We start from the raw sequence: 14,315 nt of genomic DNA on the forward strand, positions 1-14,315 counted from the left end.
CTCATTGTCTCGTTCGGGCAGCTCTGCAGCGCCGCCCGAGCGGAGAATTTACCCGAGAGCGGGGAAACAGTCAGGACCAGCTGCCGCCGCCGGCCAGCGTATCGGCCCGCGCGCCGTCGAGAGACTGCCGAATGACGTCGGCGTGACCGGCGTGCCGGGCGAGTTCCTCGATCTGGTGCAGCAACATGTAACGCACTGTGAACACGACTCCCGACGTCATCCACTGCGCCACGTCGGCGGGCAGGTCGACGTCGCGGTCCAGGTCGGTTTCGGCGGCGACCGCGGCCTCGGTGGCGCGCTGCGCGGCGTCGAAGCGGGCGAGAAGGACGTCGACGGTCTCGTCCTCGGCGACGTTCCATGCCGCCATCCACGCAGCCACCGGATCGTCGCCGGCACCGCGCGGGGTGCCGGTGATGCGGGCGGTCATCGCCTCCTCGCCGTCGATCACGTGTTTGAGGACGGACGCCAGGCTCATCTCGCTCGCGCTGGGCGCGCTGCGGACCTGCTCCTCCGTCAGGCCGGACACCGCATTGCGGAACGCGGTGCGCTGGTTGTCCAGCATGAGGAGAAGGAGTCCGCGCTCGTCGGAAATGGGGGCTGGGGTGCTGGGTGTCTCGTTCATGCATTCAGTGTTGCGCGGATAGCGGACACCTACTGTCCTCGATTGGAAGTCTGCGCGCGTTCCCAGCGGTCCTGGCAGGACCGACCTACGATCGAGGCACGTGTCCGGGGAACATCCCTGTTCCTGTGATCGAGTCGCGAACCGAGGTGCTTATGCCCCTGGAAGATTCGTCGTCGGCCTTCGCCGACCCGTCCCGGGAGGGCGCGGCCCCACCGGAGCACGACCTCGAAGGCCACATCATCGAGGCCCGTTCCGAGGACTTCTTCCACGCCAGGGAACTGCAGGTCGACAACGAGTGGTTCAAGACCGCGGTGTTCTACGAGGTTCTGGTCCGCGCGTTCTTCGATTCCTCGGGAGACGGAACGGGCGATCTCCGGGGGCTGACGTCCAAACTCGACTACCTGTCCTGGCTCGGCGTCGACTGTCTGTGGCTGCCACCGTTCTACGACTCACCGCTGCGCGACGGCGGATACGACATCCGCGACTTCCGTGCCGTGCTGCCGGAATTCGGGACGGTCGAGGATTTCGTGCAGCTCTTCGATCAGGCGCACCGCCGCGGGATCAGGGTCATCACGGACCTGGTCATGAACCACACGTCCGACACCCACGCCTGGTTCCAGGAGTCGCGCAACGACCCCGACGGCCCGTACGGCGACTTCTACGTCTGGTCCGACCGCGACGCAGGGTATCCGGACGCGCGGATCATCTTCGTCGACACGGAGACCTCCAACTGGACGTGGGATCCGGTGCGCAAGCAGTACTACTGGCACCGCTTCTTCTCCCACCAGCCGGACCTGAACTACGACAATCCCGACGTTCAGGACGCGATGATCGACGTGCTGCGGTTCTGGCTGGACCTCGGAATCGACGGCTTCCGGCTGGACGCGGTGCCCTACCTGTTCGAGCGGGAGGGCACCAACTGCGAGAACCTGCCCGAGACCCACGCGTTCCTCAAGAAGTGCAGAGCCGTCATGGACGCCGAGTACCCGGGGCGGGCGCTGCTCGCCGAAGCGAACCAGTGGCCGTCGGACGTCGTGGAGTACTTCGGGGAGCCCAATGTCGGCGACGAGTGCCACATGGCGTTCCACTTCCCGCTGATGCCGCGCATCTTCATGGCGGTGCGGCGGCAGAACCGTTTTCCGATCTCCGAGATCCTCGCGCAGACCCCGCCGATTCCGAGTTCGTGCCAATGGGGAATCTTCCTCCGGAACCACGACGAGTTGACGCTCGAAATGGTGTCGGACGAGGAGCGTGACTACATGTATTCCGAGTACGCGCAGGACCCGCGGATGAAGGCGAACATCGGCATCCGGCGGCGCCTCGCGCCGCTGCTCGAGAACGACCGCAACCAGCTCGAGCTGTTCACCGCGCTGCTGCTGAGCCTGCCGGGTTCGCCCGTCCTCTACTACGGTGACGAGATCGGCATGGGCGACAACATCTGGCTCGGCGACCGGGACTCGGTGCGGACGCCGATGCAGTGGACGCCCGACCGCAACGCCGGATTCTCCCGCGCCGACCCGGCGCGAATGTATCTGCCGGTCATCATGGACCCCACGTACGGCTATCAGTCGGTGAACGTCGAGTCGCAGATGAACTCGACCAACTCGTTGCTGCACTGGACCCGCCGGCTGATCCAGGTTCGCAAGCAGCACCCGGCGTTCGGAACGGCCTCGTTCACAGAACTCGGCAGTGCGAACCCGGCCGTGTTGTCGTATGTGCGGGAGACCCCGCCGAGCGAGGACCGCGCGTACAGCGACGTCATCCTGTGCGTCAACAACCTGTCCCGGTTCCCGCAGGCGGTGATCCTGGATCTCACCCAGTTCACCGGCCGAATCCCCGTGGAGCTCACCGGCTCCGTTCCCTTTCCCACGATCGGGGACGACGGGTACATGATCACGCTGCCCGGTCACGGCTTCTTCTGGTTCGCGCTGCAACCGGATCCCAAATCCGACGGCGCGGTGAGCGGACACCCGGTCAGCAGCGAAGCGGAACAGGCGGTGCAGCAGTGAACGAACCCACCAGCGGACGCATTCCCGACGAGACCCTCGAACGGCAACTCGTCCGGTGGTTGCCGGACCGGAGGTGGTTCGCCGCGAAGGGCAACACCATCTCGGCGGTGCGGATCCTGCTCCGCCACGAGCTGACGTCGGTCTTCGGGTTCTCCGCCGAGCACCTGCTGGTGTCGGTGGAATTCGAGGCGGGCCCGGCGCAGGTGTACCAGGTGCCGCTGGGGTTCCGCAGTCATCTGCCCGAGGACCTCGAACCGTGGGCGTTGCCGGACGGCGACGGCAACGGCATGATCGCGTACGACGGACTGCACGACGCCGAGGTCATAACCCTGTACGCGGACCTGCTGGCCGAGGCGCAGGGTTCCGGACCGGTGCAGTTGAAGACCGTGCCGGGCACGGTGATCGAACCGGGACTGCGTGGGCGAACCCTGGGCGCGGAGCAGTCGAACACGTCGGTGGTGCTGGGGGAGAAGTTGCTGATGAAGATCTTCCGCCTGGTCACCCCCGGGGTGAATCCCGACGTGGAACTCCATCTGGCGCTCGCCGGCGCGGGCAGTGAATACGTCGCCACGCTGCGGGCATGGATGGAAACGGATGTCGCCGGAATTCTCACCACGCTCGCGATGGTGCAGGATTTCGAGGCCAACTCGGCGGACGGGTGGAGCATGGCGCTGGGCAGCGTCCGCGACCTCCTCATCGAGGCGGATCTCCACGCCGCGGAGTTGGGGACGGACTTCGCCGGTGAGTCCCATCGCATGGGCGCCGCCGTCGCCGAGGTGCACTCGACGCTGGCGCGTGCGCTGGGTGCGGAGGAGCGGCAGGTGGCGTCGACGACGGTGGAGGCGATGAACCGCAGGCTGGACGCCGCCACCGCAATCGTTCCCGAACTGGGGGAGGTGGCCGCCGCGGTGCGGGACAAGTTCGCCGAGGCGGAAGCGCTGGGCGCCACCGCCGTCCAGCGGATTCACGGGGACCTGCACCTCGGTCAGGTGCTGCGGACACCGGAGCGGTGGCTGCTCATCGACTTCGAAGGCGAGCCAGCCAAGACGCTCGACGAGCGCCGGGAACGGGACAGTCCGTTGCGGGACGTCGCGGGAATGCTGCGGTCCTTCGACTACGCCGCCCACCACCTGCTGGCCGATTCGGTGCCGATGGGGGCGATGGGAGCGGCGTCGCAACGGGACTTCCGCGCGAGGGAATGGGCCCAGCGCAACGCCGACGCCTTCTGCGAGGGCTATGCCTCGGTGTCGGGCACCGATCCGCGAGAGGCGGCGGCGTTGCTCCGGGCCTACGAACTCGACAAGGCGGTGTACGAGACGGTGTACGAGGCGAGGAACCGCCCGCAGTGGATCGGCTTGCCCCTCTCCGCCATTCGCAGACTCACCGCAGCACCTCGGTGAGGGCCGGGGACGAGACCGTGCCCGTGTCGAACTGGGTGCGGTACAGCTCTTCGTACCGGCCGCCCGCGGCGAGCAGTTCGGAGTGGGTGCCGCGTTCGACGATGCGCCCGGCCTCGACCACGAGGATCAGATCCGCCGCGCGGACGGTCGACAACCGGTGCGCGATCACGACCGCGGTTCGCCCGGCGAGGGCCTCGCCCAGCGCTTCCTGGACGGCGGCCTCGGACGTGGAGTCGAGGTGCGCCGTCGCCTCGTCGAGGATGACCACCCGAGGATGCGCGAGCAGCAGGCGCGCGATGGTCAGCCGCTGGCGTTCGCCGCCGGACAGTCGGTAGCCGCGTTCGCCGACCACCGTGTCGAGGCCGTCGGGAAGGGCGGCGACGAGGTCGGTGAGTCGGGCGCGTTCCAGGACCTCCGCGAGTTCGGCCGGCGTGGCGCCGGGGCGGGCGAGCAAGAGGTTGGCCCGAACGGTGTCGTGGAAAAGGTGCCCGTCCTGGGTCACCATTCCGACGGTGGCCCGCACCGAGTCGGCGGTCAGGTCCCGCACGTCGACCCCGCCGAGTTTCACCGAGCCCGCGTCCGCGTCGTAGAGCCGGGGAACCAGTTGGGCGATGGTGGACTTGCCGGCCCCGGACGATCCCACCAGGGCGACCATCTGCCCGGGTTCGGCGCGGAACGACAGTCGGTGCAGCACGTCGACGCCGCCGCGGGTGTCGAGGGTCGCGACCTCTTCGAGCGACGCCAGCGACACCTTGTCGGCCGAGGGATACGCGAACTCCACCGAGTCGAACTCGACGGATACGGGTCCCTCGGGCACCGCGACCGCGTCGGGCTTCTCGGCGATCAGCGGCGTCAGGTCGAGGACCTCGAAGACGCGCTCGAAGCTCACCAGCGCGCTCATCACGTCCATGCGTGCGCTGGCCAGCGCGGTGAGGGGCGAGTAGAGGCGGGTGAGCAGCATCGCCATCGCGACCACCGCTCCCGCGTCGAGTTGTCCGCGCAGTGCGTAGAACCCGCCCAGTCCGTAGACGAGGGCCAGCGCGAGCGCCGAGACGAGGGTGAGCGCGGTGACGAACACCGACTGCAGCATGGCCGTGCGGACGCCGATGTTGCGCACTCGCCGCGCGCGGACCGCGAATTCGGCGGACTCTTCCGACGGACGGCCGAACAGCTTGACGAGCGTGGCGCCCGGCGCCGAGAACCGCTCCGTCATCTGCGTGCTCATCACCGAATTGTGGTTGGCCGCCTCACGATTGAGTTGTGCGAGCCGCGCGCCCATCGTGCGCGCGGGCAGGACGAAGATCGGCAGCAGCAGCAGTGCGCACAGCGTGATCTGCCAGGAGATCCCGATCATCACGATCAGCGTGATGCCCAGCGTGACCAGGTTGGACACCACACCCGACAGGGTGTCGCTGAATGCGCGCTGCGCACCGATCACATCGTTGTTGAGGCGGCTGACCAGCGCGCCGGTGCGGGTGCGGGTGAAGAAGGCGATCGGCATCCGCTGCACGTGGTCGAACACGGCGGTGCGCAGGTCGAGGATCAGGTCCTCGCCGATGCTCGCCGACAACCACCGCGTCCACAGCGCGAGTGCGGATTCGAGGACGGCGATGACCGCGATGAGCGCCGCGAGACGCACGATCACGGACACCGCGTCGCTGCCGACGATGGCGTTCACGACGCGGCCCGCCAGCACCGGGGTGGCCACGGCCAGCGCGGCCGTGACGACGCTGAGCAGCAGGTACCACGCGAGGTTGCGGCGGTGCGGCCGGGCGAAACGGGCGATCCGCCGCAACGTCGTCCGGGAGAAGGGGCGTCGATCTTCCTGGGCGTGCATCGCGTTGTACATCGCGTTCCACGCAGTGACTTCCATGCTCATGCCGGCGGCCTCCTGTCGCTGTCCCCCCACGGTAGAGCCGGGGTATGACATGACCGTAGAACCTCAACTTAACTCGAGGTCAAGCAGCGGGCGCGGGAAGCGTCACTTCGCGACGTCGACGACCACCCGCGTCGGATCGGACAGGGTGGACACCGTGAACGGACGGCCGGGCGCGCTCACGCCGATGAACGACTGGGTGACGCCTTCGAACACGAGCGCACCGTTGACCTCGGTCACCGTGCCGCCGGGAACACCGGGCACCGGATTGGGGCCCGAGTAGCCCTCCACGTCGCTGTCGAACGGGTACGCCGAGCCGTCGATCTGCACCTGCAGGATGCCGTTGCCCGACACCGGGATCGTCTTGCCGCTGCCGTCCTGCACGGCCTGGTCCACGTATTCGACCCGCCAGCCCGGGGTGCCCTTGCCGCCGAGTTCGTACACCACGCGGTCGAATCCCTCGTGCCCGCCGACGCGGACGTCGGTGACGGTGAGCTTCGCGGACTCGGACGCCGCGGACGACTTCGGCGACGCGTCGGTCGGGATCGGTGCCGACTCGGATTCGAGTGCGCTGCCGGTGGTGGCCGCGGCGGCAGGCGACGTCGCCGCCACACTGCTGGCGGAGTTCGACTCCGAGCATCCGGTGAGCGTCAGGGCCAGCGTGCAGGCGGCGAACGCGGCGAAGGGACCGATCCGGTGGTTGATCATGATCCGATCGTAGGCCGGGGCCGATCACAGACGCGGGAGCCCCGGGCGTGGCGTCGCGATCGCGTCCAGGTACAGCCAGTTGCCGTCCTCACGGACGAATCGGCTGTTCTCGTGCAGCGATTCGCGGTGGCCGTCCAGCACGAAGTGCGCACGGAACTCGACGGTGCCGGTGGTGTCGAGCAGACCGCCGCCGGTCGTGCCCAGGATGTCGAGGCGGGTCCAGCGCTGCGCCGGATCGAGGTCCAGGCCCGCGGGCCGCGTGCTCGGATGCCACGTCGCGAGGAGATAATCGGCGTCCAGCACCGCGAACGCGCTGAACCGGGATCGCATCAGGCGCTCGGCCGTGGGCGCCTTCGCCTCGCCGCGGTGATACCTCCCGCAGCACTCGTCATACGGTTCACCGAGCAGGCAGGGGCATCGAACGGTCACGGTCCCAGTATGGACGGCGGTCACACGAGCTTGTGAGTGCGGTCCTTCCAGTACGGCGCGCGCAGTTCCCGCTTCAGGATCTTGCCGGTGGGGTTGCGCGGCAGCAGGTCGACGACGTCGACCGTCGTCGGGCACTTGAACTTCGCCAGGCGCTGACGGGTGTAGTGGATCAGTTCGTCCGGTTCGATGCTGCTTCCGGTCACCGGCACCACGACGGCCTTGACCGTCTCACCCCAGTGGTCGTCGGGAACGCCGATCACCGCGACCTCCGCCACCGCCGGGTGTTCGACGAGGACCCGTTCGATCTCGGGGGAGTACACGTTCTCGCCGCCGGTGATGATCATGTCCTTCAGCCGATCCTCGATGAACACGAAACCGTCGGCGTCCGCGCGGCCCATGTCGCCGCTGCGCAACCACCCGTCCGCGGTGATCGCCTCCGCCGTCGCCTCGGGTTTGCCGAGATAGCCGGGCGTGCGCTGGTCCGATCGCCACCACAACTCCCCGGTCTCACCGGTGGCGACGTCCTCGGCGGTGGCCGGGTCCACGATGCGCATCTCCACACCGGGAATGGGCTGTCCCGCCGACGCCATCCTCGCCTCCTGCGACTCGTCGCGATGCACGTCCGGCAGGAGTGCGGTGACCACACCCGCGCATTCGGTCATTCCGTACACCTGGACGAACTCCGCCTCCGGCCAGGCGGCGAGCGCGCTGCGCAGCAACGGCAGCGGCATCGGGGCGGCGCCGTACGTGATGCGGTGCAGCGCGCCGAACGCGGCCACGGCCTGCTCGCCCCCGGCGAGCACCCCGGCGATCACCGGCGGAACGAGGAACGCGATGTTCGCACCGGCCGCGAGCGCACCGAACAGCGACGGCGCGTCGGCCTCCCTCGTGAAATGGCAGCGGGCGCCGGCGTGCACACCCATGATCGCGTAGCAACTCCCACCGACGTGGAACAGCGGCATGGCGACGAGCAGACAGTCGTCGTGCCGTGCGGGCAGGATGTCGAGCACCGCAATGCTGTGCGCGATCAGGTTGCGGTGCGTCAGCTGAACGCCCTTGGGCCTGCCCGTGGTTCCCGAGCTGTAGAGGATCAGCGCGGTGGCCTCCGCGGCCACGTCCGGCCTCGACGACAGGACGGACGCCTCGGCGAGCCACGGCTCGAACTCGTCGTGCTCCCCGCCGACGGTGATGATCTGCTCGATGCCGGTCAGCCGGTCCCGCAAGGCCATGACTTGCTGGAGAAACTCGTTGCCCACGAACAGGATTCGCGCCTTGCAGTCGTTGATCACGTAGTCGAGTTCCTCGCCGGCCAGTCGCCAGTTGGGCACTGCGGCCGCCGCGCCGAGGAGGGAGGCGGCGTAGGTGACCTCGAGGCAGGACAGGTGGTTCTTGTCGACGAACGCGACCGTGTCGCCTGCCCCGATTCCGCCTTCTGCCAAGGCTCCCGCGACGTGCAGGATCCGGTCGTGCCACCCGGACCACGTGTAGTCGGCGCCCTGGAACTGCACGGCGACGTCGTCCGGTCGAACCTGCGCCCAGTGCGCGAGTCGGTCGAAGATGATCTCGTTCTCGGCGTCCGACATGCGCCCACCTCTCGTCTGTGACGTCAGTCACATCAGGCTAGTAGCCGGTGCTCCGATCAGTGACGTTTTGCCTCATGCGGTCGAACTGCTTCGGCTCTGCGTGCCCGCGCGTCGCAACGCGGCGCTGCCGAGGGCGCCCACCACGATCAGGGTGATGCCCAGCCAGTCGGGGTCGTTGTCGGTGACGAGCATCGCGATCCCCACGCCGATCACGTACGGCGGCAGGAAGTCGAACAGCTTGACGAGCGGCGGCGCCACCTCTTCCGGTTCCCCGGGTTCCCGCGGCGCCTGCGCGCTCGCCACGTCCGGATACCACTCGGTGAAGGACAGCGCGAACAGCAACGCCCCGATCGGAATGATCCACCCCGTCCAGAAATTGTCCGGCTGGTCGAGGACGAGGTCGCCGTACAGTCCGGATGCCGCCGACACTGTGAAGGACAGCGCCCACACCAGGGTGATGAGCTGATTCACCTTCAGGAACAGCGGCGAGGTCCAATACTCCTCGGGTGTAGTCTCTTTGGCGTACGGCAGGGTGAACGGATTGCGCAGCAACAGCGAGCCGAACGCGAACGCGACGAGCGCCAGACCCGACATCTCGCCCGACCACTTCTCCAGCCAGGTGATCAGGCTGTCGGAGGCGAACAGTCCGATCACGGCGAGGCAGCCGAAATAGACGATGTCGAACACTTCCATGGGTTTGAGGCTTCCGCCGCGGCGGTGGCTGAGGAACAGGAACAGGATCGACAACCCGAGGGCGGTGGCGACGGATTCCTCGAACCGCCCGGGGCCGGACAGCAGCGACATCACGATCCACGGCGCCAGGCCGGCGAACGGTGATTGGAGGAACGCGTCGAGGAAACGCGATCCCGTCCGGGGTGTGGGGGGTTCGATGGCCATGAGGGCTCTCCTTCGCACCGGCGATACCGGAATTCTCCCAGGTCGGCACATCCGTTGTGGGCTTTTCCGGCCGGGTCGCCGTGTCAGGGATCACGTCCCGACTTACCGAAGATCAGGGTGGTCCCTGATGGCGGGCCGCCGCGGGTGTCGACAAGATGGAGGAGTGCGCCGCGCGTGCACCGTCCCGGCCCGTCACCACGGGGCCGGACCCGCCACGAGAGAATGACGAAAGGCGATCATGAGCACGCATGCCCCCGCTGTCGCTGCCCGTGCTGTCGAGCTGTCCAAGACGTACGGCACCGGCGACACCCAGGTCCACGCGCTCAGCGCGGTATCCGCGGAGTTCGCCCGTGGTGAGTTCACCGCGATCATGGGACCGTCCGGTTCCGGCAAGTCGACGCTGATGCACTGCCTGGCCGGCCTCGACGCCGCCAGTTCGGGTTCCGTCCTCATCGGCGACACCGAGTTGACGACGCTGACCGACAAGCAGATGACCCAGCTGCGACGCGACCGCATCGGCTTCGTGTTCCAGGCGTTCAACCTGGTGCCGACGCTGACGGCGCTGGAGAATATCACCCTTCCGCTGGACATCGCGGGCCGCAAGCCGGACGCCGCGTGGCTCGAGAACGTGCTCACCAAACTCGGGCTGCAGGATCGTCTCGAGCACCGCCCGGGGGAGTTGTCCGGAGGTCAGCAGCAGCGGGTCGCGTGTGCCCGGGCCCTGGCAGGGCAGCCGGAGATCATCTTCGGCGACGAGCCCACCGGCAACCTCGACTCGAAGTCCTCGGGCGAGGTGCTGTCGATCCTGAGGGCCGCGGTGGACGAATTCCACCAGACCGTGGTCATCGTCACCCACGACCCCCGCGCGGCCGCCTACGCCGACCGGGTGGTGTTCCTCGCCGACGGCAAGATCGTCGACGAACTGCATGAGCCGACGGCCGATTCGGTCCTCGACACGATGAAGCGACTCGACGAGCCTGCCCACGCCCTCACGTCCGACGCGGCGGTCTGACCGCATGGCGTCCACATCCGGTGCGCCGATGCGCAAGGTGTCGCTGCGCAACCTGGCGGCACACAAGGTCCGGCTGGCACTGACGGTGCTGTCCGTGGTGCTCGGCACCGCGTTCGTCGCCGGTTCCTTCGTCTTCACCGACACCCTCCAGAAGACGTTCGATTCGATCTTCGAGAACACCGCGCAAGGGGTCGACGTCCGAGTGTCGAGCGAGGAGCGCAACTCCAGTGGAGTGCCCCTCGCCGACCTCGACACCATCACCGCGCTGGACGGGGTGCGCGCGGTCGCACCTGCCGTCAGCGGGCAGATCGTCCTCATCGATTCCGACGGCGCCGCCGTCCAGACCGGTGGTGCGCCGAGCATCGGCGAGTCCTACCTGCCGCCGGGCCAAGCGCTCGGCGAACCCGACGAGTACGTCCAGGGCACGCCGCCGGCCCAGGTCGGCCAGATGGCCGTCAACGCCAGTGCCGCCGAACGCGCGAAACTCGCCGTCGGCGACACGACGAAGGTTCTCGTGCCCGCTCGCGGCATGGTCGACGTCACCGTCTCCGGCATCTACGACACCGGCAACGAGACCGGTGGATTCATCGGCGCGACGTTCGTCGACTCGCAGGCCCGCGAACTGTTCACCGACGGCAAGCACGTCGAGTACATCGACGTCGCCGGGACCGGTCTGTCCCAGACCGAACTGCGCGACGAGATCGCCGCCGCCCTTCCCGACGCAAAGGTCCAGACCGGCGACGAGGTCCGCGAGGAAACCAAGGCGCAGGTGACGGAGGCGCTGAGCTTCATCAACTACTTCCTCCTCGCATTCGGTGCGATCGCTCTGCTCGTCGGCACGTTCATCATCTACAACACGTTCTCGATGATCGTGGCCCAGCGGTTGCGCGAACTGGCGCTGCTCCGCGCGATCGGTGCCAGCCGCACGCAGGTGGGCCGGTCCGTGGTCTTCGAGGCCCTCGTGGTCGGCGTGATCGGCAGTGCGATCGGGATCGCCGCCGGCGTCGGCCTGGCCTACGGATTGCGCGCACTGCTGAACGCGTTCGACGTCGGTCTGCCCGAAGGTCCCCTGCAGGTGGGGCCGCGCACGATTCTCATCGCCCTCGTGGTCGGGGTGCTCGTGACGACGGTCAGCGCGTACGCACCCGCCCGGCGCGCCTCCAAGGTGCCGCCCGTCGCGGCGATGCGCGAGGAATTCGCGTCCACCGGTGACTCACTGCACGTGCGCACCATCGCCGGTGCGGTCCTCGGTGTCCTCGGCGTCGTGGGACTCGTGATCGGTTCGCGGGGTACCGGTGGCGGTGCGGCGGCGGTCGTCGGCGCGGGCGCGCTCGGTCTGATCCTGGCCGTGCTGTTCGCCGCCCCCGCGTTGTCCCGGCCGATCGTCGGGGCGCTCGGAGCGGTGCTGGCCAAGCCGTTCGGCCCGGTCGGGCGCCTGGCCCGCACCAACGCCGTGCGCAATCCCCGCCGCACCGCCGCCACCGCGTTCGCGCTGACACTCGGACTGATGCTCGTATCCGTCATCGGGGTGTTCGGCGCATCCGCGAAGGCCAGCGTCAACCAGCTGGTCGACTCGGGGGTGTCCGCCGACTACGTGCTCACCGGACCCAATCAGATCGGTGTGCCCAGCGGCGCGGCGAGAGCCGTGCGGAACCTCGACGACGTCCAGAGCGCCGCCGCCCTGCACCCGGTGTCCGTGAAGGTCGACGACGAGCGGCAACAGGGCGCGTCGCTGGACGGCCCACTCGAGGGCGTCCTCGACTACACGCTCGTCGAGGGCGGCGCCGACCTGACGGGTAACCACCTCATCGTGTCCCAGACGACAGCGGCGCAGAAGGGCTGGACGCTGGGCACGACCGTCCCGATGACGAGCGCCGACGGGAAGGTCGTCGACGCCGAGGTCACCGGTGTCTTCGAAGACAACCAGCTGGTCGGCGACTGGCTCGTCTCGGACGACGTCTACCGGCAGGTCATGCCCGCCGCGACCATCCCCGATCTGGCGGTGCTCATCGACGCGAAGCCGGGTGCGGACCTGACGCAGCTGCGCGCCGACCTCGAATCCGCGACCAAGCAGTTCGTCGTGGTGCAGGTGCAGGACCGCGAACAGTTCAAGGGAACGCAGGGCCAGCAGATCGACACGCTCCTCGCGATCCTCTACGGGTTGCTCGCACTCGCCGTCGTGATCGCGATCCTCGGCATCATCAACACGCTCGCGCTCTCGGTGGTCGAGCGCAGGCGGGAGATCGGCATGCTCCGCGCGGTCGGGATGCAGAGGTCCCAGATGCGCCGCACGATCTACCTGGAGTCGATGCTGATCGCGGTGTTCGGTGCGGCCGTCGGCGTGCTGCTCGGCATCGCGTTCGGCTGGGGCTTCGTGAGCACCCTGAAGGACCAGGGGCTCGGCCAGGTGACGGTGCCGTGGGGGCAGGTGGTCGCGATGCTCCTCGGATCCGGTGTGGTCGGTGTGTTCGCGGCACTGTGGCCGGCGAGCCGCGCCGCCCGCACCCGCCCGCTGGAGGCCATCGCCGACCTCTGACCCTCACGGGCGCAAAGCGCCTAATGTGTTGGCGTGCAGAAAATTGTGATCGTCGGGGCGGGCTTGTCGGGCCTGCGCACCGCGGAGGAACTTCGGCGGGCCGGATACGAGGGTGATCTGATTCTTCTCGGAGGTGAACCGCACCTTCCCTACGACCGCCCACCGCTGTCGAAGGAAGTGATGCGCGGGGAGAAGAGCGACACCACGCTCAAGCCGCGTGAGTTCTTCGACGAGAAGAACATCGAACTGCGGCTGGGGGTCGAGGCCGCCTCGGTGGACACCGGATCCCGCATCCTGAGACTCGCTGACGGCAGCGAACTCGGCTACGACGAACTCGTGATCGCCACGGGCCTCGTGCCGCGGCGGATCCCGGGGCTACCCGCCCTCGCGGGTGTCCACGTTCTCCGTTCCATCGACGAGAGCCTGGCGTTGCGCGCGGACCTTGCCGAGGGCAAGCGCGCACTGATCGTCGGGGCAGGCTTCATCGGCTGCGAGCTGGCGGCGAGCATGCGGGCCGGTGGTCTCGACGTGGTGCTGGTGGAGCCGCAGCCGACGCCGCTCGCGTCCGTGCTCGGCGAGAAGATCGGCGGACTCGTCGCCCGGCTGCACACCGCCGAGGGGGTCGATCTGCGGGCCGGTGTCGGGCTCACGTCGCTGGTGGGCACCGACCGGGTCACCGGAGCCGTCCTCGGCGACGGAAGCGAGGTCGACGTCGACGTGGTGGCGATCGGAGTCGGCTCGGTGCCGGTCACTGCGTGGCTCGACGGCTCGGGTGTCGAACTGGACAACGGTGTGGTGTGCGACGGCGTCGGACGCACGGCGGTCCCGCACGTGTGGGCGGTCGGCGACGTGGCCGCGTGGCAGCTGCAGGTGGGTGGCCGCAAGCGCGTCGAGCACTGGAGCAACGCCGGGGAGCAGGCGAAGATCCTCGCCGCGGCGTTGACCGGCACCGGCGACGAGAACACCGCAGCTCAGGTGCCGTACTTCTGGAGCGACCAGTACGACATCAAGATCCAGGCCCTGGGCACGGTGGCGGCCACCGACGAGGTGCACGTGATCAAGGACGACGGCCGCAAGTTCCTCGCCTACTACGAACGGGACGGCATCCTGGCCGGCGTCGTCGGCGGCGGGATGGCGGGTGGTGTCATGAAGATGCGGGCGAAGATCGCGGCGGGAACTCCGATCGGTGAGGTCCTCGAGGCCGCGTCGGCGTAAGAGCCGGGACGGGGGCGCGATAGATTCT

At 68.3% G+C, this 14,315-nt stretch carries 10 protein-coding genes and 1 pseudogene; 5 read left to right on the top strand and 6 right to left on the bottom strand.

The window, feature by feature from the left end:
- Positions 1-70: 70 nt before the first annotated feature.
- Positions 71-622, bottom strand: coding sequence for a DinB family protein (locus AC1DWT_RS07870; RefSeq protein ID WP_477920159.1), 552 nt, complete (start codon positions 620-622; stop codon positions 71-73).
- 152 nt (positions 623-774) lie between these two features.
- On the opposite strand from AC1DWT_RS07870, the gene treS reads away from it, so the two are divergent.
- Both treS and AC1DWT_RS07880 read left to right on the top strand, forming a co-directional pair.
- Complete coding sequence (gene treS, locus AC1DWT_RS07875) at positions 775-2,631, top strand: maltose alpha-D-glucosyltransferase (RefSeq protein WP_477920161.1); 1,857 nt, start codon at positions 775-777, stop codon at positions 2,629-2,631.
- Entirely contained in the window at positions 2,628-4,031 is a 1,404-nt protein-coding gene (locus AC1DWT_RS07880; RefSeq protein WP_072948361.1) for a maltokinase N-terminal cap-like domain-containing protein, read from the top strand. The genes treS and AC1DWT_RS07880 overlap by 4 nt, the downstream gene beginning before the upstream one ends.
- On the opposite strand, the gene AC1DWT_RS07885 is transcribed toward AC1DWT_RS07880, so the two are convergent.
- From AC1DWT_RS07885 to AC1DWT_RS07905, 5 genes and pseudogenes are all read right to left on the bottom strand, one after another.
- Positions 4,012-5,910 carry an ABC transporter ATP-binding protein gene (locus tag AC1DWT_RS07885; RefSeq protein ID WP_477920162.1) on the bottom strand — a complete coding sequence of 633 codons (1,899 nt, stop codon included), beginning with the start codon at positions 5,908-5,910 and terminating at the stop codon, positions 4,012-4,014. The two genes, AC1DWT_RS07880 and AC1DWT_RS07885, sit on opposite strands and share 20 nt — an antisense overlap.
- 102 nt (positions 5,911-6,012) lie before the next feature.
- Entirely contained in the window at positions 6,013-6,615 is a 603-nt protein-coding gene (locus AC1DWT_RS07890) for an AMIN-like domain-containing (lipo)protein (RefSeq protein ID WP_477920164.1), read from the bottom strand.
- 24 nt (positions 6,616-6,639) lie between these two features.
- Complete coding sequence (locus AC1DWT_RS07895) at positions 6,640-7,068, bottom strand: YchJ family protein (protein ID WP_072948367.1); 429 nt, start codon at positions 7,066-7,068, stop codon at positions 6,640-6,642.
- The gene (locus tag AC1DWT_RS07900) at positions 7,065-8,627 is read right to left on the bottom strand and encodes a long-chain-fatty-acid--CoA ligase (protein WP_072948369.1); all 1,563 of its coding nucleotides are present in this window, start codon (positions 8,625-8,627) and stop codon (positions 7,065-7,067) included. The genes AC1DWT_RS07895 and AC1DWT_RS07900 overlap by 4 nt, the downstream gene beginning before the upstream one ends.
- Before the next feature lie 72 nt (positions 8,628-8,699).
- Positions 8,700-9,618, bottom strand: a pseudogene (locus AC1DWT_RS07905) (DUF3159 domain-containing protein).
- Positions 9,619-9,762: 144 nt separating this feature from the next.
- Between AC1DWT_RS07905 and AC1DWT_RS07910 the strand changes: the two are divergent.
- From AC1DWT_RS07910 to AC1DWT_RS07920, 3 genes are read left to right on the top strand one after another with little or no spacing between them, the layout of a single operon-like run.
- Positions 9,763-10,536: an ABC transporter ATP-binding protein gene (locus tag AC1DWT_RS07910; protein ID WP_477920166.1), complete on the top strand. Its 774-nt coding sequence runs from the start codon at positions 9,763-9,765 to the stop codon at positions 10,534-10,536.
- A 4-nt stretch (positions 10,537-10,540) separates the two neighbouring features.
- Positions 10,541-13,072: an ABC transporter permease gene (locus tag AC1DWT_RS07915; protein ID WP_477920168.1), complete on the top strand. Its 2,532-nt coding sequence runs from the start codon at positions 10,541-10,543 to the stop codon at positions 13,070-13,072.
- A 33-nt stretch (positions 13,073-13,105) separates the two neighbouring features.
- Positions 13,106-14,287, top strand: a complete 1,182-nt coding sequence (locus AC1DWT_RS07920) for an NAD(P)/FAD-dependent oxidoreductase (protein WP_244163594.1) — start codon at positions 13,106-13,108, stop codon at positions 14,285-14,287.
- The last annotated feature ends 28 nt before the right edge of the window (positions 14,288-14,315 follow it).

Source organism: Rhodococcus sp. P4_B6, assembly GCF_056402215.1.

Bases quoted from the DNA above. Each gene is read 5' to 3' on its own strand.
- AC1DWT_RS07870 (WP_477920159.1), bottom strand. From the start codon at position 622: ATGAACGAGACACCCAGCACCCCAGCCCCCATTTCCGACGAGCGCGGA.
- AC1DWT_RS07900 (WP_072948369.1), bottom strand. From the start codon at position 8,627: ATGTCGGACGCCGAGAACGAGATCATCTTCGACCGACTCGCGCACTGG.
- AC1DWT_RS07910 (WP_477920166.1), top strand. From the start codon at position 9,763: ATGAGCACGCATGCCCCCGCTGTCGCTGCCCGTGCTGTCGAGCTGTCC.
- AC1DWT_RS07885 (WP_477920162.1), bottom strand. From the start codon at position 5,910: ATGAGCATGGAAGTCACTGCGTGGAACGCGATGTACAACGCGATGCAC.
- AC1DWT_RS07915 (WP_477920168.1), top strand. From the start codon at position 10,541: ATGGCGTCCACATCCGGTGCGCCGATGCGCAAGGTGTCGCTGCGCAAC.
- treS (WP_477920161.1), top strand. From the start codon at position 775: ATGCCCCTGGAAGATTCGTCGTCGGCCTTCGCCGACCCGTCCCGGGAG.
- AC1DWT_RS07890 (WP_477920164.1), bottom strand. From the start codon at position 6,615: ATGATCAACCACCGGATCGGTCCCTTCGCCGCGTTCGCCGCCTGCACG.